The organism is Streptomyces sp. NPDC024632 (genome assembly GCF_055559175.1).
Genome location: NZ_JBVHLD010000007.1, coordinates 170,210 through 187,922 on the forward strand (window position 1 = coordinate 170,210; position 17,713 = coordinate 187,922).

The following is a 17,713-nucleotide window of genomic DNA, read 5'->3' on the forward strand; positions in this document are numbered from 1 at the left end:
CGCCTTCAGCTTTCCCCAACCCGGCGTGACGCGCCTCCCCAGGCGTACGGCTCCGGGCTAGGGAGCACCGTCCTCAGGGGTGAGGAGGGTGCCGCGGTGGCGGAGACGGGGTCCGGTCAGGAACCCCTCGGCGATGGCATTGGCGGCAGCCACCCGCGGAAGGTCGGCTCTCCGCTCGAAGAGCACATAGCGGGCCTGCCAGCGCGGCGCGAACGCCGCGTAGCCCCGCTCGCGGGCGGCGACCTGCCCGAGGCGGGCGAGAAGCCGCAGCGGGGCGCGGCGCAGCCGCGAGGACAGGGCGCCGCGGAAGGCGGTGAAGTTGAGGGACACGCGGGTGACCGCGCCCAGCGGAGCCCTACCGGCGGCGGCGCGCAGCAGCACCTCGGTGAGGAGGAAATCCACCGGGGCCCGCCCGGACTCCCGGTCGCGCCGGATGAGGTCGAGGGTGAGCCCGTCGGGCCCCCAGGGCACGAACGTGACCATCGCGCAGGTCCGCCCGTGCGGATCGAGGCACTCCGCCAGGAGACAGTCCCCGTCGGCCGCGTCACCGAGCCGCCCGAGCGCCACGGAGAAGCCGCGCTCGGCGGGGTGCCGCCGCCACCTGTCGGCCAGATGCGCCAGCCGCCGCAGTTCGTCCGGGGCGATCTCCCGGTGCCTGCGCAGCACCACCGAGTAGCCCGCGCCGCCGAGCACCCCGTGCGCCTGCCGCAGCGCGCTCAGCTCGGCGGAGCCCGTATCGGCGAAGACGGCGGCGAAGGAGGCCGCCTCCACCACCGCCTCGTCACCGGACGGCAGCGCGCGGAAACCGGCCGCCTCGTACACCACGGCCGCCGCGGGCCCCGCGCTGGTGACGGCCGGGACCCAGGCGTGCCGCCGCGCCGTGTCCAGCCAGTGGTCGACGGCCCGCGGCCAGGCCGCCCGGTCGCCGACGAGGTCACCGGAGGCGAGCGCGACCCCGTTCACCACGCGGTAGAGGACGGCCGCGTCCCGCTCCGGGGTCCAGGACACCGCCTTGTCGCGGCGCAGCGCGAAGTAGCCGAGCGAGTCGCGCCGCCCGTACACCCGCAGCAGCGCCCGCAGCCGCCGCTCGTCTGCGGGCAGCAGCCGGTCCCGGCCGCGCGGCGAGCGGAAGAAGGCGAGCAGGATGAGCAGCATCAGCGCGACGCTCAGGACGTTGATCGCCAGGTCCGTCCAGCCGGGCACCCGGATCTCGGGCAGGTCGAAGAGACCGGACACCGTCAGCACCCGCACCAGCGTGTACCGCGTACTGGCCCCCCACTGGCGCGGCGGCAGCTCGTCCGTCGCGTGCACCAGCAGTGTGCCGAGGCCGATCGCCACCGCGCCGCCGACGACGAAGGTCGTCAGCCCCAGCGCCACATTGCCCCGCTCGCCGCGCACGTTGAACACCGTCCTGGACACCAGCAGCGCGAACAGCACCAGCCCGGTCACCCCCAGCGACACCCAGTTGAACGGATGCCCGCGCGTCACCGGCAGCGCCGCCACACCCGCCAGGCACAGCAGTGTGTATCCGCCGGTCAGCACGGTCGTGACGATCCAGGCGGCCCGCTTGCGGCGGCGCAGGCTCACCGACAGCACCAGCGCGAGCACCGCGCCGGTGAAACCGGGGCTGACCAGGAAGGCGGTGAAGAACTCGCCGTTCGAGGCGGCCCGCACCCGGTCGCGGAACGGCGCGATCACCCCGGTCACCGCGTTGACCGCGCACACCACCCGCAGATACCAGACAGTGAAGGCCGCACCCGGCTGCCGCAACGGCCGCAGCACGCGGGCCAGCAGCGTCTCGATCCTGGACGGCGGCAGCTCCACGATCGTCGGCCGCCGCGCGGGCTTGCGCGCGGGCGTCGCCGACGGCAGCGGCGCGCCCGCCACCGCGTCCATCATGGCCGTCTTCATCACGACCATCCGCCGGTGGATCCGGTCCTCGCGCCGCTCGGCCCTGGCCATCCGGCGCGGCCGGGAGGTGTACCGCCAGCGCGCCCACGGACTGGCCGGGCGGGCCAGCCGCAGCGCGCCGACGATCGCCAGCACCGGCACCATCACCCCGAGCAGCCCCGTCCACACCTTGCCCTTGGACAGGCACACCACCACGAAGCCGATCAGCACCCCGGCGCTCAGATACTGCTGGTACGACTCCCCGACGACGAATCCGCCCAGCGGGGCCTGGCCGATCAGCAGCAGCCCGATCACCGACACCGCGAGGATCACCGCGTCGACCGACTGGCGGCCCTGCTCGCTCCAGTAGACGTCCTTCAGGTGCAGCACCAGCGCGAACTCGTCCAGCACCAGGCCGCAGCCGATCCCGAAGACCAGCGCGAGCACGTCGTGCACCGCCGGGCCGCCGCGTACGGCGAACGACCCGATGCCGCCGATCAGCATCATCGCCTGGCCGAACACCACATGGTGGATGTGCAGGCCGCCGGGCTGCACATTGCCCGGCCACCACTTCACCCCGCGCCGGATCATCCGCACGCTGAACCGGATGAACAGGAAGGAGCCGATCAGTCCGACCAGCAGCAGGAAGAGCGGCTCACGGCCGGTGTCCGCGATCCGCGTCCGGTACGCGTCGGCCAGCCAGTCCACCATGGCTCCAGGGTCGTCGTGGTGCGGGCCGTCGGCCACCCGGACGGCGCGTCCGCATGCCTGGACGTTCATACGAAGAAGGCCCCCCGCTTCCGCGAGGGGCCTTCGACCGTCTGTGCGCCGCCAGGGACTCGAACCCCGGACCCGCTGATTAAGAGTCAGCTGCTCTAACCAACTGAGCTAGCGGCGCCTGCCGACGTCGTAGACCTTAGCATCCGGCCACGGGGAGCGGAAATCGATATGACTCAGGCCGTTCCAGGGGTGCTGACCAGGGCGGGAACGGTCTTCGCGGGCGCCGACCTGGCCGCCCGCACGCACGCCCAGAGGACCACGTCCGCGCCCGGCAGCCAGGGGTGCCGGGTGTCGGGCGCCACCAGCCAGCGGGACAGCCCTGCCCCCGGATCGCAACCGGAGTCCTGGCCGGCCTCGGCGCCGTCCAGCGGCGCGTACAGCGGCGGTACGGTCACCGCGTCGCCGCTGCCGTGACAGAGCATCGGCGGCACCGCCTGGCCCCACTCCTCCCAGTCCAGCAGGTACGGCAGCCGCTGCGCCGTACCGGGCGCGACGAGCAGCAGCAGCCGCCCGCGGTGCACGGCCACCGGGCCGCTGCCGGGGCCCGACGCCCATAACTGCTCCAGGAGTCTGCGGCCGAACAGCGCCGACAGGTTCACCACGTCGAACGCCGTACCGCACGGCAGCACGCTCGGCGCCGTCGGACGGGCCGACCACAGCGCCCGCACGCTGCGCGGGAAGGCGCTGGCCGAGGCCAGCCACTCGGCGCCCTCCGGGGTGACGTACGACGTGTGCCGACGCCGCTGGGCTTCGGTGACGACCTCGGTGACGGCATGCGTCACGGCCGCGATGCTTCCGGTCCCTTGCCATTCGTCCATGGCACCTACAGGTACCGGCCGCTTCCGGCGCGGTCGGCGCAATCGGACGAATTCGGGACAGGAGGGTGGGAGAGGGGGTACCTTGCCGCGACGCATATGCGGGGCACGGTTGCGGCGGCCCCCGGCGGCGTGACAGTCACGGCAGCCGCCAGGGGAGCCGGAAGCGCCCGCGGACCCGCCCTAGGGGGCGCCGCCGCCCGCGATCAGGCCCTCGCCGTACTCGACCATCCGCTTCGCGTAGTCCTCGGTCCACCCCGCGCGCTCGGCCAGGCCCGCGTACGTCAACCGGTCGAAGCGGCGCGGATCGGTGAGCTGCGCGGCGGCTATCGCCTGGAAGTCCGTGGCCCGGTCGGCGGCCGTACGGAAAGCCGTCGCCAGCTCCGTCGCCCGCGCCAGCATCCGCCCCGGATCGTCCATCGACTCCAGGTCGAAGAAGTGCTCCGGATCCTCCACCGTCGCGGCAGGCTCGAAGCTCAGCGACGCGGGCCGCCTGGGCCGCGGCGCCGCCTCCCGCGACCCACCGCCCTGCGCGCTCTGAGCCGACTGCGGCTCTGACATACGGCTACCTCCGGAATCGATCACGCACACCATTGTCCCGCGCCCACGCAAGACCCCCTCCATTCGGGTGAGCGACCGCGCTCACGGCCGCCAGCTCACTCGGTGTTCCGCGAGGTGCGCCAGGACCGCGTGGTTGGCCTCCCAGCCGTCGGGGAACTTGACCGTGACACCGAGCTGGACCGGCTCGGAGGACGGGTGCTCGTCGAGGAGTTCGGCCACGCCCGCGCGGCACACCACGATGCACGCGTGCCGGTGCCGGGAGGCCAGCACGCACAGCCGCCCGGTCTCCAGATGGAACGCCGTGGCGTCGGGGCGGCCGGACAGCGGGTGCAGCACCACGGTCACGTCGAACTCGCGGCCCTGGAGACGGTTCGCGGTGTCCACCGTGACCCCGGCGACGCCGACGTCGGCCAGGGCGGCGCGCACCGCCGCCGCCTGGTCCCGGTGCGCTGTGCCGACCGCGATCCGGTCCGCGGTCAGCGGCGCCGGATCGGGATCGGGCGCGGAGTACGTCAGACCCCCGCGGTCCAGCAGCCGCCGCACCACCGCGGCCACCGCGCGTACCGCCTCAGGGTCGGTGCGCGGGGTGTGCCGGGCGGGCAGCTCCAGCAGCCCCCAGCCGCTGGCCGCCGCCTCGTCCAGGACGCGGTCGGGCCCGCCGCCGTCGCCCGGCACCCCGAACACCAGCCGCCGGTCGCCGTGGTCCGTACCGCTCCTGAACGGGGTGTACGGGTAGAAGGCGCGCGACACCAGGGGCGCCGCCGACGCGGGCAGCCGCCAGGACACCGGCAGCCGGTGCTGCGGCAGCCCCGGATTGTGCGCGAGCAGCGTCACCACCGCGCTCGCCGACGGGTCGTAGCTCAGCCCCGCCCACTGCTCCGCGCCGACCACGCTGAACGGGTCCAACTGCCCGGGGTCGCCCACGAACAGCGCCCGCTCGAAGAGCCCCGCCACTTGCAGCAGCGCGTCCGACCGCATCTGGTACGCCTCGTCCACGATGGCGTGCCGCCACGGCTCGGTGTCCTTCACGTACGCCCACTTCGCCGCGGTCGCGATCACCACCTCGCAGGCCCGCAGATCCGCCACCGAACTGGACTTCATCAGCGCCGGGTGCCGGTCGAGCGCCTTGTCGGGCGGCGACTCGGCGCCGTGCAGCCGGCCCACCGGCAGGTCGGGCTCGGCGGTGGCGAGCCGGTCCGCGAGGTCGTCGACCTGCGCGTTGGTCTGCGCGACGATCATCAACGACTCGCCCGCCGCCGCCAGTTCGCGTGCCGCGCGCACCACGAGCGTCGACTTGCCCGCGCCGGGCGGCGAGTCGACCACGACCCCGCGGGCGGTGCCGTGCAGCGTGCTCTCCAGGATCGCGGCCGTCGCCTCGGCGGCGGCCCTCCCCGCGTCGAACCCGTCCTTTCTGTCCCACCTCTCCGGTACGTGTCCGTCCGTGTCCGGGCCGTCGGCTCGCACGGGCTGCGTCACAGGTAGTCCTCCGCGGTCACGGTGTCGGGCGGGTCAGCGGTCGGCGGTGTGCCGGGCGGCGTCCCGGCGTCGGGCGGGCCGCCGTGCGTCCACGGTGTCTGCTCCGGCTCCGGCAGCCCGGGGCCGCCGCGCGGATCGTGCTCGAAGAAGGTGAAGTCCACCCGGTCACCGGCCCCCGGCACCGACCCCTCCTTCGGCGTCCGCCCGCTCCCCATCCCCCCGGTGAGCCGCACCACCACCACGAACCGGCCTTCCGGCCCGGTCGCAGGACCGCCGTCCGGCGCGGTGGCGCCGCTGCCGTCCGGGGCCACCGAGACCACTTCGGCGCTCTGCGCGGACTTGGCGCCCGGCACGGAGCGGTACGCCTTGGTGCCGGGCTCGGCCTGGGGGAGGTCGTGGGTGCGGATGGTCAGGAGGGGGCGGGGCATGGGCCGCTTGCCCTCGGAGTACGTCATCTCGACGCCGATGACCTCGCCCGCGAACGCCTCGCCCGCCAGCCGCCTGGCCGCCATCGTCAGGGGGTCGTCCAGCGCCTCCTGCGCGGAGACCCGCGCCTGGGCCGTCTCGCGGCCCGCGAGCTTCTGCGCGGCGGCGATGGCGCCGTCCCGCTTGGGCTGCGGCGGCTCACCCGCGCGCAGCCGGTCGCGGTGCCCGGTGAACGACCAGCGGTCGCGCTTCCACCGGTCGGCCACATGCGCGCCCTCGGGCAGCGCCCGCAGCAGGTCGAGGCCGCGCCACACGTCGTCCCAGGTCGGCCGGAGCTGGGAGCCGACCAGCCGCCGTACCTCCGCCTCGGCCGCGGCCAGCTCAGCGGCGGCCCCGGCCGGGTCCGCCTCCGCCGCCGTACGCGCCGCGTCGTAGCGGGCCATCGCGGGGGCCAGCACACGGTTGTCGAAGACCGGGTCGGTCGCGGGACCCGCGGGCGGGCTCAGCAGCAGCCCGTCGGCGGCGCGGTCGGTCTGCGCGCGCTCGGCGGCGACCGCCCCGTCCAGCCCGTCCGGCGGGTCGATCCAGCCGAGCAGGCCGCCCAGGTGCTGGTCCTCCATCGAGCTCTGCCCGGTCGCCCAGTGCCGGGTCAGCAGCTCCGTCATGGCCACCAGCAGCGCGCTGCCCGGCGTACGCGCCCGCTCCCCGTAATGCGTCAGCCAGCGGCCGAGCAGCGGCACCGGCACCGGGACGGGGTGCGGCGCGTCCGGGTCCTCGGCCGTCCGCAGGAAGCGCGTGGACCGGCCGAGCAGGCGGACGTACTCCAGCGCCGCGCTGTTCGGCACCACGATCTGCGGCGCGTCCGCGCAGACCTCCGACTCTCCCCCAGCCCGGCGGCTGGGAGGTGCCCCCACGCGGTTGCGGGTCGCGGGCTCCACCTCGACGTCGTCCGCGTACGCGTCCATCAACGGCAGTACGGCGCCCGCGAGTCCGGCGAAGAAGCCGAAGCGCAGCTCCCGGTCCAGCGGCTGCGGCACCACCAGCAGCTCGGGTGCCGCCCGGTCCGTGCCCACCATCGCGCCCAGCGGCGCGCCCGCCTCACCGGCCGTCGTCAACGGCACCAGCACCAGCGGCCGTTCGGCCAGGTGCCGGTGGCGTACGGTCGCCGCGGGCACGGCCCGGCCCGTCGCGACGGCCTCGGCCCGCGCGAGCGTGTTCATCAACGACATGCGGCACCGTCCCGTACGGCGGCGTCGTCCGGTGCCTGGTCCCGTACGGCCGCCTGGGCGGGCAGCGCGGGTGCCTCTTCCCGGGCGGACAGCGCCTCGGCCCGCAGGGCCGCCGCCCTGCGCAGCGCCGCCACCGCCGGGTCGGCCGGGTCACCGGCCTCACCGTGCGCGGCCGACAGCACCGCCTCCACCGTCGTCAGGGTGCCCAGCTCGCCGCGCAGACTGCGGCCGAGCGACTCCACGCAGCCGTCCGCCCGCGACCGGTCACGGCAGTGGTACGCCAGCTCGCAGGTCGACAGGCACTCGGGCGCGTACGCGGCGGGCACCGCGTCCACGGCGGCGGTCAGGTCGATCCGCGGCCGGGTCGGCGTACTGCCGTCCGCGCCGTACCGCAGGTCGAAGGTGGTGCCCTCGGGGAGGGCCGCCGCGATCTCCTCGATCCGGGTCAGCCGGGCCAACTGCCGCCGGGTGACCGAGAGCTGCTTGCGGACGTCGACCCACTCGGCGGTCGGCAGATTCGAGAAGTCCTTCGGGCAGACCAGCAGGACGTCGGGCCGGGTCCGGCCGGCCGCCACCTCGTCGAGCGCGAGCACGTACACCGCGGACTGCCGGGCCGCCGCGCCGACCTTCAGCGCGTCCGCGCCGCCGTCCAGGATCGGGAAGGACTTGATCTCCACCACCGTCCAGGACCCGTCGGGCCGCACCGCCACCGCGTCCGGCTCCAGATACGCCAGCGACCCCGCGACCTCGAGGGCCAGCAGCGGATGGTCGAGCAGCGTCCAGGAACCGGCCGGTGCCTCGGCGAGCGCCAGCCGCGTACGGGCCGCCCGGCCCTCGGGCCCCGCCGCCGACAGATCGGGGACCTCGGCGGACTCCGGAATCCCCGCCGCCGTCTCCGCCGCGCCCAGCAGCCGCAGCAACTCGGCGCAGCCGTCCCGTTTGACGCGGGCCTCGAAGGCGTGGCCGCGCGAGAAGGCGAAGCGGGACTGGCCGAACCGGGCGGGCGCGCCCAGCACTTCGGCGACCGCGCCCTTGTCGACCCCGGCGGCGTCCAGCAGCGCGCGGCGGCGGCACCCGGGGTTGGCGGCCAGCGCGGCCAGCGCCCGTGCGTCGAGCGGCCGTGGCGCGGTGTCGGGGCCGCGCAGCGCGGCCAGCCGTTCCCGCAGCGAGTGGTGGTGGTGCGTAGTGCTCACCCGCGAAAGTGTGGCACTCGGCTACGACATCCGGCTCTGTCCGGCGTGTTCGCCCGCCGCACGCGGGTCGTCGGCGTCGTCCGGCCCGTCCGCGCCGGGCGGTACGGACACGGTCCGCGGCTTCGGTACGGAGGCGCCGCCGCCGGGCGCCGGAATGCTCGCGGCGACACCGCTGACACCCGTGGCATGCGTGCCGTTGGACACCTGCGTGCCGTTGGACACGTGCGTGCCGTTGGAGACCTGCGCGGTATTGGCGACGTGCGCGGTGACCACCGCGGACGACGCACCGGACACCGGCTCCGTCTCCTCGGCCGTCGGCCTGCCCAGGGCTTCCTTCACGCGCGCCAGCAGCCGGTCGGCGACCCGCAGCGCGGGCTTCGCCAGCAGATAGCCCAGGCCCATCACGGCGACACCGGCCACCGCGTCCAGCAGATAGTGGTTGGCGGTGCCCATCACGACACACGCCGTCGTCACCGGGTAGAGCACGCCCAGGGTGCGCACCACCCTGTTCCGCCCGTAGCGCCACAGGATGATCCCGCACCACAGCGACCAGCCCACGTGGAGGCTGGGCATCGCCGCGTACTGGTTGGTGAGATGTCCCATACCGCGCGGCGCGCTCGCGTCGGTGCCCCACCAGCCGTAGGAGCCGTACTGCGCCATCGTGTCGATGAAGCCGTGCCCGCCGCCGATCAGCCGCGGCGGCGCGGTGGGCGCCACGGTGAAGCCGACCAGACCGATCAGCGTCGAGATCATCAGCCACGTGCGCGCCACCCGGTAGTGCGTCGGGCGGCGGCGCCACAGCCAGATCAGGATGCTCGGCGTCACCACATAGTGCAGCGACGCGTACGCGAAGTCCGCGGGCACGCCCAGGAAGGCGTGCTGCGTGAAGAGCTTGTTGAACCAGCGCTCCGGATCGATGTGCAGGAGCTGCTCGAAGTGCAGGATGTCCGCGCCGTGTTCGACGGCGTCGTCCACATCCCCCCTGACCAGCAGGCGGGCGCCGGAGTAGAGCGCGTAAATCACCGCGATGAGCGGCAGCTCGGTCCACCAGCGCAGCTTCCCCCGGTAGGCGGCGGCGCGCGGCGCGGTGGCGGTGATCGTCATGCGGGCGTCTCTCCAGGTTCTCCGAAGGCCGCGGGCGGGCGGTCATGGTCTTGGCGCGTACCCTCTACCGTACGACGTACGCTAAACGCCACGTACACCGGCCCAGAACTACGGAAGAAACTCCGACATCGTACGGTGTTCAACGTTCCGTAGCAGGGGTATGTGCAGTCGAGGACGCCCGGTCCGCTCTCCGGGTTGCCTTCCTCGGCGTATTCCTCGACGTGTTGGCGACGTTCCGGCCTCGGCGTACCCCGTCGCACGAGGCACCCCAGCGTGACTGTTGTACGACTGAAGTACGACTGAGTACGAGAAACAAGAGAATCGGATGTCCGTCACCCAGCCGGTCCGCTCCCCACGGCGCCGTGCTCCCCGCAACTCGCTCAACCCCGACCGTATCCTCGACGCCGCGATCACCCTCCTCGACCGCGAGGGCGCCGAGGCGTTCACCATGCGCGCGCTCGCCCAGGAACTCGGCGTCGGCACCATGGCGGTCTACTCCCACTTCCGGGGCAAGGACGAGATCAGCGACGCCGTGGCACAGCGTCTGATGGACACGATAGAGCTTCCGCCCACCGGCACGGGCGACCCGCGAGGTGAGCTGCGGGAGGTCTGCCGCGGCGTCTACGGGCTCTTCACCGAGCACCCCTCCGCGCTCCAGCTCCTCACCATCAGGCCGCTGCGCGGCGACGACGCCATAGCCGTCATCGACCGCATGCTCGACCTGCTCAGGCGCGCGGGGCTCGGCCGCGCCGACGCGGCCCACGCGCACGTGGCCCTCATGCAGTACACCGTCGGCTCCGCCCTGTGGAACACCCGGCGGGCCCGCGCCCTGTGCGAGGACGGGGTACGCGACCGGGTCCGCGCCAAGATCGACGCCCTGCCGCCCGACGTCTACCCCGCCCTCGTCAGCCTCGCGCCCGAACTCCTCTGCGCCCAGGACCAGGGTTCCGCGCAGTACGAATTCGGCCTCGAAGGGCTGCTGGAGGGTCTGCTCGGCGGCGGCCAGGGGCTCTGAGGGCGGGGACGGCGGGGCCGTGAGGGCGGGGACGGCGGGGCCGTGAGCGATGATGGGGGCCCGTTTCCTAGGAAAGGCACCGCCGCATGGCTCCGCGCATTCTTCTGGTCAGACACGGCCAGACGGAATGGTCCCTGTCCGGGCGGCACACCGGCCGTACCGACATCCCCCTCACCGAGGAGGGGCGGCGCACCGCCCGGATCCTCGGGGAGCGGCTCGCGCGCGGGCCCTGGAACGGACTTCCCGACGTCGAGGTCCGCACGAGTCCGCTGCTGCGGGCCGCCGAGACCTGTGACCTCACCGGTTTCGGCGGCGCCGCCAAGGAGTGGGACGCGCTGGTCGAGTGGGACTACGGCGACTACGAGGGCCTGACGCCCGCCCAGCTCCAGGACCTGCGGCCCGGCTTCACCATCTGGCGCGACGGCGTGCCGGGCGGCGAGGCGCTGGCCGAGGTCGCCGCGCGCGCCGACCAGGTCGTCTCCTGGGCGCGGTCCGCCGAGCGCGACGTCCTCGTCTTCGCCCACGGGCACTTCCTGCGCGTCCTCGGGGCCCGCTGGCTCGACCTCGCCCCGTCCTTCGCCGGCGCCCTCCGCCTCGACCCCGCCTCCCTGTCCATCCTCGGCTGGGCCTACGGCGCCCCGGCGATCGAACGCTGGAACGACACCGGTCACTTGGCGTGAGGCCCTGACCGCGCCCTGACCGCGCCCCGCACCGTCCCCGCACCGTCCCCGCGCCGTCCCCGCGCCGTCCCCTCCGCGTCCTCGGCTCAGGAGGCGGGCGTTGGCAGGGGGCGGTCCAGGAGGAAGGACCGCAGGAGGGCGGTGTAAAGGGCGGGCTGGTCGTGGGAGATGGCGTGGCCCGCGTCCTTGACGCGCACGAGGCGGGAGTCCGGGAGGGTCTGCCGGTACTCCTCGGTCACGGCGGGCTTGATGAAGTCGCAGCTTCCCCGCATGACCAGGGACGGAACGCGGATCGCGCGCAGCCTCGGGCGCGGGTCGGGGAGCTGCTCGAAGTCCTTGACGGTCATCTGGTTGCTGTAGAAGCCCTGGGGGTTGGCGTGCGCCTCCGAGGCCGCGGCGTCCGCGCAGGAGGTGGTGTCCTTGCCGAGCAGGGCCACCTCGTGCATCCAGTGGTCGAGTTCGCCGTCGCCCACCAGGGCGTGCGCGGCGCGCGCGTTGATCTGGAGCAGCACACTGGCGGCGATCAGCCGCGGCTTGCTGTCCAGCCGGTCACGGGCCGCCCGCTGGGCCGGTGTCAGGTGGTCCCAGGGGTCTCCCGCCGCGGAGCCGGGGAATTCGTGGCCCCACAGCGCGCCGGGCGAGGTGAACACGGCCTTGGCGACGTGGGTGCCGTGCGCCAGCAGGTACTGGGCGGCCAGCGAACCGCCCCACGACTGGCCGACGACGATGATCCGGTCCGCCCCGATCGTGCGGCGGATCGCGTCGAGGTCCGCGACCTGGCGCGCCACCGTGTACCCGGTGACGTCGGAGAGCCGGGTGGAGCGTCCGGCGCCCACCTGGTCGTACGCGTAGACGTCGAAGCCGTCCGCGGCCAACTCCCGGCCGCCGGTGGGGATGCCCTCCGACGGGGTGCCGGGGCCGCCGTGCAGGAAGACGACCGGGGTCGGCCTCGGGGTGCCGACGGCGGGTGCGTGCACATAGGCGATCCGTGAACCGGTCGGCAGATTCCAGAATCTGACGTCCGCCGGGACCGGGGCCGAGGCGGAGGTCGGCATCGGGCGGAAGACCGTACCGGCGGCGAGCGCGCAGACGCCGAGGAGCAGGACGCCGGTGAGGACGCAGGTCGCCCGCAGGCCGCCCTTGCCGAGCAGGGCGAACGCCCCTCGGCCGAGCGCCGCGGCCGTCCCCGCGGCGACCACCAGGCCGCACAGGGCGAGCAGCGGGACGTTCGCGGTCGCGAACGCCGCCGCGAAGAAACCGGCCGTCGCGGTGACGGGCGTCAGCGCCACCGTGACGACGAGGAGGACGCCGCCGAATATGCGGCGGGCGAGCGGGGGAAGCGCGGGAAGCGGGGGAAGTCTCAGTGCCATGCCGCCGAGGCTAGGTACGCGCGGGTCACCCGGTCGTCGTGCGCCCGGACGACCGGCGTCCGGCGAAATCCGCTGGTCGGCGGGGTCCCGACCCCCGCCGCGCGGCGGGGGGCCCGACCGGTCGCGGCGGCTCAGATCTGTCTCGTACGGGGGCGGGGGGCGGCGGATTCAGCCGGCTCCGGGGCTGACCAGATCTGTCTCGTACGGGGGCGGGGCGGCGGATTCAGCCGGCTCCGGGGCGGACCAGACCTGTCTCGTACGCGGCGATCGTCGCCTGGACCCGGTCGCGTACGCCCAGCTTGCCGAGGACCACGGCGACATGGTCCTTGACGGTGGCCGGGCTGATGCCCAGGACGGCGGCGATCTCGGCGTTGGCCAGGCCGCGCGCCACGTGCCGCAGGACCTCGGTCTCGCGCGGGGTGAGGCGCGCCAGCCGCGCCGGGTCGGCGGGGACGGGCCCGGCGGCGTACCGCTCGATCAGCCGTCCGGTCACCGCGGGGTCGAGCAGGGCGGCCCCGCCGGCCACCACCCGCACGGCGTCCACGACCCGTTCCGGCTCGGCGTCCTTGAGCAGGAAGCCCACAGCCCCGGCGCGCAGCGCGGCGAACACGTACTCGTCGAGGTCGAAGCTGGTGAGCACGATGACACGGGTGGCGGGGGCGCCCGCGACGATCCGGGCCGTGGCGGCCAGACCGCCGGTGCCGGGCATCCTGATGTCCATCAGCGCGACGTCCGGGCGCAGTTCGAGGGCGAGCGCCACCGCCGACTCCCCGTCGTCGGCCTGGCCGACGACCGACAGGCCGGGCTCCGCGTCGACGATCGCCGCGATGCCCGCGCGTACGACCGCCTGGTCGTCGGCGACCGTCACCCTGATCGTGATGGGAACACCTCCGGCAGCCACACGCGCACCGCGTCGTCGTCGGTCCTGGTGAGCGTACCGCCCACCGCGTCGGCCACCGCCCGTACCCGGCGCAGGGCGCCGGGGCCGCCGGGCGGCGGCGCGGTGAGTTCGACACCCGCGTCCAGGCGCAGCACGGTGAGGGTGACGCCCTCGGCGAGCAGCAGCGCCGCGACCCGGTACGCGGCCACCCCCACGACGACGGTCACCGCCCGGTGCGGCCCCCGGTAGCGGACGGTCGCGCCGTACCGGCCCGCCAGCGCGGCGATCCCCGCCACCGTGGGCGGCGGAGTGCTCACGCCGTCCCGGCCGCGCAGGTCACGCAGGAGTTCGCGGAGCGCGCCCAGGGCCGCGCGCGCCTCGTCGAGAACGGTGTCGAGCCGTCCCGCGTCGGCCGCGTCCGCCACATTCGCCGCGTATTGCCGAGCGGTACGCAGCAGGCCCGCCGCGATCAGGCGGCGCTGGTCGCGTACGGCGGCGTCGGCGTCCCGTTCGAGCCGTTCCCGCCCCCGCGCCGCCACCGCCCCGCGCCGCTCCCGCCGCCGGGCGGTGGCCAGACCCAGCCACCACAGCGCGAACGACGGCACCGCCAGCAGCCCGGTCAGCGCCGCCCAGGCCGCCGTCCTGCTGCCGGTGATGCCGTCCGCGCTGGCCAGCGCGAGACCGCCGGTCACGGCCACCGCCACCGGCGCCATCAGCCCGCGCCGCACCGCCAGATACGCGCCCGCGCTGAAGACGAACGTCAGCTCGACCCACCAATAGACCAGGAAAATGTCACTGACCGGCGGCCGGGTCCACCCGGCCCTGTCGCACCCCCACCACAGCACCAGCGCCGACAGCACCGCCACCAGCCCCGCCCCCGGCGCCCGCGACCGCCACCCCAACGGCACCGCGTGCAGCCCGGACAGGACCACCACCGGCACGCTCGGCAGCAGCCCGCGAAACGAGTCGGGCACGTCGTCCGAGAGCAGGCTCGCGCCGAGCGACAGCGCGACGGCCAGGACGACCAGCGCCCAGTCGAGCGCGGTGGGTCCCCGCCACAGGGGGCGGCGGCGGTCGGGTGTCCCGCCGGGTGTCCGGCCGGACGCGGCTTGTGCGACCGGGAGTTCGGCCCGCACCGTCCAGCCGGGGCCGTCCGGGCCGTAACGGAGCGTGCCCCCGGCGGCGGCCACGGTCGTCCGCAGACCGGCCAGGCCGTGGCCCGTGCCGAGGCGGGGTTCGAGCGCCGTGCCGCCGCTGTCGCCGACCGTGACCGTGACCACGCCGGGGGCGGCCTCGACGGCGATACGGATCGCCGAACCGCGGGCGTAGCGCGCCGCGTTGGTCAGGGCCTCGCGCACGACGCGGTACGCGAGGGCGGCGGTCGGCGCGGGGACCGCCGCGGCGGTGCACTCGTAATGGGCGCCGGCCTCGGCGGCGAGGGCCGCGACGGCGTCGAGGTCCGCCGCTCTTTCGTCCGCGTGGTCGGTGAGGACGTCGAGTTCCGCGATCGCCTGGCGGGCGGCGGTGCCCGCGTGGCGCAGCGCGGCCGCCGTGCGCTCGGGGTCGGCGAGGCGCTGCGCCGCCGCGGCGGAGACCACGATCGCCGTCAGGCGCTGGGCGGCCACGTCGTGCAACTCGACCGCGAGCCGGTCGCGTTCCGCGAGGGCCGCGAAGCGGGGGATCTGGGGTGCGCCGGTACGGTACGCGGCCAGGGCCGAGCGCTCGGCGCGCCTGCGTTTCCGCGAGCGGCCCAGGGCCCATGCGACGGCCGCGGCGCCCGCCGCCACGAGGGCGGTGCCCGCGACGTTCCACGGCCTCAGGCCGGCCGCGGCGGCGGTGGCGGTGGCCATCGCGACGGCGCCGGCCGCGGCGGCGGCGGCGAGGCCGGCGGTGCGGTGGCTGGCGAGCAGGTGCAGCGTCAGCAGCGCCGCGGTGGACGCGGCGACTCCTGCGACGGTTCCACCGTCCACCGCCCCTCACCCCCTCCCCGCACCCTAACGAACCCGCCTCCGCCCTTCGTGTCTTGCTTCCTTTTCCCGCCCGCCCACCCGTGCGGGTGTTTTCTTCGTCTGCGGGTGCCGCTTGTGCCTGGTCGGTGCCGGTCCGGGGCACCTCCTCGAAATCCGTACCACCTGGCCTTTGCGAATCCGGTACCCGGCCGTCAACGTATTTCTGCGGGGGCACCCCGGCCCGTCCCCTCCCGGTACGTCGGCGGCTGACGGTCCGCTGTGGTGGTGGTGGAGGGGGTGGGTGGGAGCCCGGCCCCTGTGCGCCCCGACCTTCCGGCGGGGTGGGCGAAGGGGGGTGGGTGAGAGCCCGGGCCCTGCGCGCCTTACCGTCCGGCCGGGTGGGCGAGGGGGGCGGGGCCTGGGGGAGGCGACGGTCTGGCGGGGTGGGCAGGGGTGGAGTTGGGTGCTTGGGGGAGGGCCGAGGTCTTGCGGCTTGCTGGGAGGGGGCACCGGCGCAGGGCGGCCCGCCGAAAGAATCCCCCTCCCGGCAACCCCCACCGGACCGTCGGACGCCGACGGACCGGGAGGGGACGGGCCGGGGTGCCCCCGCAGAAATGCGGTGACAGGGAGGGTGCCGGATACGCGGGGCCAGGTAGCCGCATTTCGAGGAGGTGCCCCGGACCGGCACCGACCCAGGCACAGGCGGCACCCGCAGACGAAGAAAGCACCCGCACGGGTGGGCGGGCGGGCAAAGACAAAGGGCAAGAGGGCTAGCGGCCAGGAGGGCGGCAGGCGAGCACGGGACGCTGTCCCTCGTCTACGACCGGGTCCGCTGAGGTGCCGCGTGCTACGCCACCAGCATCGCGCGGATGCGGGAGGAGCGGACCTGTCCGAGGAGGCGCAGCGCGCGCGAGCGTGCCGCCTGGGCCTCCTCGGGCTGGCCGGACGCGGCCAGATTGAGGGCGAGTTCGGCCTCGTACAGGGCGATGTTCCGGGTGAAGTGCGGGTCCTGGAGGCGGACGGCCTCGCGGGCGGCGGCAGCGGCGCGGGAGTGGGCGCCGAGGGCGGACCATGCCTGGGCGGCGAGGCCGGAGAGTTCGGCTTCGCCGAAGAACGTCATCCAGGCGGGGTCGGCGTCGCGCGGGCCGGAGGCGAAGAGGGAGTGGGCGCGGGATAGGGCGAGTTCGCAGCCGCGCCGGTCGCCGAGCCCGGCGCGCCCCCCGGCCTCGCGCAGGGCGAGCAGGGAGAGCAGCCGGGGGGAGCCGAAGAAGCGGGCGAGGAGCTGGGCGGCCTGGGCGGCGCGGACGGCCTCGCGGGGGCGCCCGGCGTCGCGGGCGAGGAAGGCGGTGTTGCAGAAGGCGTGGGCCTCCAGGGCGGAGTCCCCGGCCATCCGGGCGGTGGCCAGCGCCTCGGCGTAGTACGAGCGGGCCTCGGTGAGCCGCCCGGAGTCGTGGGCCAACCAGCCGACGGAGATGGCCAGTTCACCGGCGCCGGAGGCGAGCCCGGCGGCGACGGCGGGCCCGTGGCTGCTCTCGTCCAGGAGCCGGTAGGCCGTGCGCAGGGCGTCCCCGGCGTCGTCGTAGAGGCCGTCGGCGCCGTGCCGGTCGTCGTGCAGCCGGATCTGCCGGACGGACTCGTGGACGGCGCGTACCTCGGAGGAACCGGCGCGGCCGGTCGTACGGCCTCGGTCCCGGCCGCCCTGCGCGGGCACCAGCGTGCTGGCGAGGGCGGCGGAGCCGCCGGTCATGAATGCGCGACGCAGCACGTCGCTCTCCTCGTACGTCGGATCGGGAAGGCCGGCGGAAGCCGTGGGGCCGGAAGGGCCGGTGGGGCCGGTGGGGCCGGTGGGGGAGGGCAGGACGGAGAGGGCGGGCGGACCGGCGGCGCCGGACTCGGGGGAGCGGCGGGCGCGGCCCCGTACCGCCCGGCGGGGTGCGAAGCCCATGTCCGCCGAGGTCAGGTCGGGGAACAGATGGCGGAAGACCCGCTGGTAGGCGTAGTTGGGGCAGCGGATCTCCCCGCTCTCCAGCCGCCCGATGTACCGCGCGTCGCAGCTCACGTGCTCGCCGATCTCGCGGGCGGCGCGCCGTACCGCCGCCGCGAATTCGCCCGGCGACCGGTCGCCGCGCAACTGACGGAAGGCGGTGTTGGGCGTGTACGGGGAAGCGGACGCGGCGGCGGACGACCCGGTGGCGCGGGGGAGAGGGGGCAGGGGGAACGACGTCATGACGGACTCCCGGACGGACGGTGCCGCTCGGCGGCGGGGACGACCGTACCGGGGAATCGGGCCCGCGAAATACTCAATTTGCCTACAAAACGGATATCTCACGCGCTATCCGCCATGA

General features: G+C 74.8%; 13 protein-coding genes and 1 tRNA gene. 2 read left to right on the forward strand and 12 right to left on the reverse strand.

Annotated elements, in window-relative coordinates; translation table 11 throughout:
• Positions 1 to 57: 57 nt before the first annotated feature.
• The 8 genes from ACZ37P_RS16505 to ACZ37P_RS16540 form a co-directional block, all read right to left on the reverse strand.
• Positions 58 to 2,670 carry a phosphatidylglycerol lysyltransferase domain-containing protein gene (locus ACZ37P_RS16505; protein WP_467346951.1) on the reverse strand — a complete coding sequence of 871 codons (2,613 nt, stop codon included), beginning with the start codon at positions 2,668 to 2,670 and terminating at the stop codon, positions 58 to 60.
• 44 nt (positions 2,671 to 2,714) lie between these two features.
• Positions 2,715 to 2,788: transfer RNA gene (locus ACZ37P_RS16510), tRNA-Lys, on the reverse strand.
• Between the two features lie 55 nt (positions 2,789 to 2,843).
• Entirely contained in the window at positions 2,844 to 3,452 is a 609-nt protein-coding gene (locus ACZ37P_RS16515; RefSeq protein ID WP_467346952.1) for a bifunctional DNA primase/polymerase, read from the reverse strand.
• Between the two features lie 216 nt (positions 3,453 to 3,668).
• A complete protein-coding gene (locus tag ACZ37P_RS16520; RefSeq protein ID WP_391117198.1) occupies positions 3,669 to 4,046 on the reverse strand; it encodes a hypothetical protein in 378 nt (125 codons plus the stop codon).
• A gap of 81 nt (positions 4,047 to 4,127) precedes the next feature.
• A complete protein-coding gene (locus ACZ37P_RS16525) occupies positions 4,128 to 5,408 on the reverse strand; it encodes an AAA domain-containing protein (RefSeq protein ID WP_391163999.1) in 1,281 nt (426 codons plus the stop codon).
• A 110-nt stretch (positions 5,409 to 5,518) separates the two neighbouring features.
• Positions 5,519 to 7,177, reverse strand: coding sequence for a hypothetical protein (locus tag ACZ37P_RS16530; protein ID WP_467346953.1), 1,659 nt, complete (start codon positions 7,175 to 7,177; stop codon positions 5,519 to 5,521).
• Complete coding sequence (locus tag ACZ37P_RS16535; protein WP_401304852.1) at positions 7,168 to 8,370, reverse strand: hypothetical protein; 1,203 nt, start codon at positions 8,368 to 8,370, stop codon at positions 7,168 to 7,170. The genes ACZ37P_RS16530 and ACZ37P_RS16535 overlap by 10 nt, the downstream gene beginning before the upstream one ends.
• 21 nt (positions 8,371 to 8,391) lie before the next feature.
• Positions 8,392 to 9,474 carry a phosphatase PAP2 family protein gene (locus ACZ37P_RS16540; protein ID WP_467346955.1) on the reverse strand — a complete coding sequence of 361 codons (1,083 nt, stop codon included), beginning with the start codon at positions 9,472 to 9,474 and terminating at the stop codon, positions 8,392 to 8,394.
• Between the two features lie 325 nt (positions 9,475 to 9,799).
• Between ACZ37P_RS16540 and ACZ37P_RS16545 the strand changes: the two genes are divergently transcribed.
• Together ACZ37P_RS16545 and ACZ37P_RS16550 are read left to right on the forward strand one after the other, a co-directional pair.
• A complete protein-coding gene (locus tag ACZ37P_RS16545) occupies positions 9,800 to 10,489 on the forward strand; it encodes a TetR/AcrR family transcriptional regulator (protein ID WP_355343253.1) in 690 nt (229 codons plus the stop codon).
• A gap of 86 nt (positions 10,490 to 10,575) precedes the next feature.
• Positions 10,576 to 11,169, forward strand: a complete 594-nt coding sequence (locus ACZ37P_RS16550) for a histidine phosphatase family protein (RefSeq protein ID WP_391047011.1) — start codon at positions 10,576 to 10,578, stop codon at positions 11,167 to 11,169.
• Between the two features lie 86 nt (positions 11,170 to 11,255).
• Here ACZ37P_RS16550 and ACZ37P_RS16555 read toward each other — a convergent pair whose 3' ends face one another.
• From ACZ37P_RS16555 to ACZ37P_RS16570, 4 genes are all read right to left on the reverse strand, one after another.
• A complete protein-coding gene (locus ACZ37P_RS16555) occupies positions 11,256 to 12,539 on the reverse strand; it encodes an alpha/beta hydrolase (protein ID WP_467346958.1) in 1,284 nt (427 codons plus the stop codon).
• 223 nt (positions 12,540 to 12,762) lie between these two features.
• The gene (locus tag ACZ37P_RS16560; RefSeq protein WP_391047006.1) at positions 12,763 to 13,407 is read right to left on the reverse strand and encodes a response regulator; all 645 of its coding nucleotides are present in this window, start codon (positions 13,405 to 13,407) and stop codon (positions 12,763 to 12,765) included.
• The gene (locus ACZ37P_RS16565; RefSeq protein ID WP_467346960.1) at positions 13,404 to 15,389 is read right to left on the reverse strand and encodes an ATP-binding protein; all 1,986 of its coding nucleotides are present in this window, start codon (positions 15,387 to 15,389) and stop codon (positions 13,404 to 13,406) included. Before ACZ37P_RS16565 ends, ACZ37P_RS16560 begins: the two co-directional genes overlap by 4 nt.
• A gap of 826 nt (positions 15,390 to 16,215) precedes the next feature.
• Positions 16,216 to 17,595, reverse strand: coding sequence for a tetratricopeptide repeat protein (locus ACZ37P_RS16570; RefSeq protein ID WP_467346961.1), 1,380 nt, complete (start codon positions 17,593 to 17,595; stop codon positions 16,216 to 16,218).
• Between the last annotated feature and the right edge of the window lie 118 nt (positions 17,596 to 17,713).

Coding starts and splice junctions, on each gene's coding strand:
- ACZ37P_RS16505 (WP_467346951.1), bottom strand. CDS start 2,670: ATGAACGTCCAGGCATGCGGACGCGCCGTCCGGGTGGCCGACGGCCCG.
- ACZ37P_RS16520 (WP_391117198.1), bottom strand. CDS start 4,046: ATGTCAGAGCCGCAGTCGGCTCAGAGCGCGCAGGGCGGTGGGTCGCGG.
- ACZ37P_RS16530 (WP_467346953.1), bottom strand. CDS start 7,177: ATGTCGTTGATGAACACGCTCGCGCGGGCCGAGGCCGTCGCGACGGGC.
- ACZ37P_RS16540 (WP_467346955.1), bottom strand. CDS start 9,474: ATGACGATCACCGCCACCGCGCCGCGCGCCGCCGCCTACCGGGGGAAG.
- ACZ37P_RS16545 (WP_355343253.1), top strand. CDS start 9,800: ATGTCCGTCACCCAGCCGGTCCGCTCCCCACGGCGCCGTGCTCCCCGC.
- ACZ37P_RS16550 (WP_391047011.1), top strand. CDS start 10,576: ATGGCTCCGCGCATTCTTCTGGTCAGACACGGCCAGACGGAATGGTCC.
- ACZ37P_RS16555 (WP_467346958.1), bottom strand. CDS start 12,539: ATGGCACTGAGACTTCCCCCGCTTCCCGCGCTTCCCCCGCTCGCCCGC.
- ACZ37P_RS16570 (WP_467346961.1), bottom strand. CDS start 17,595: ATGACGTCGTTCCCCCTGCCCCCTCTCCCCCGCGCCACCGGGTCGTCC.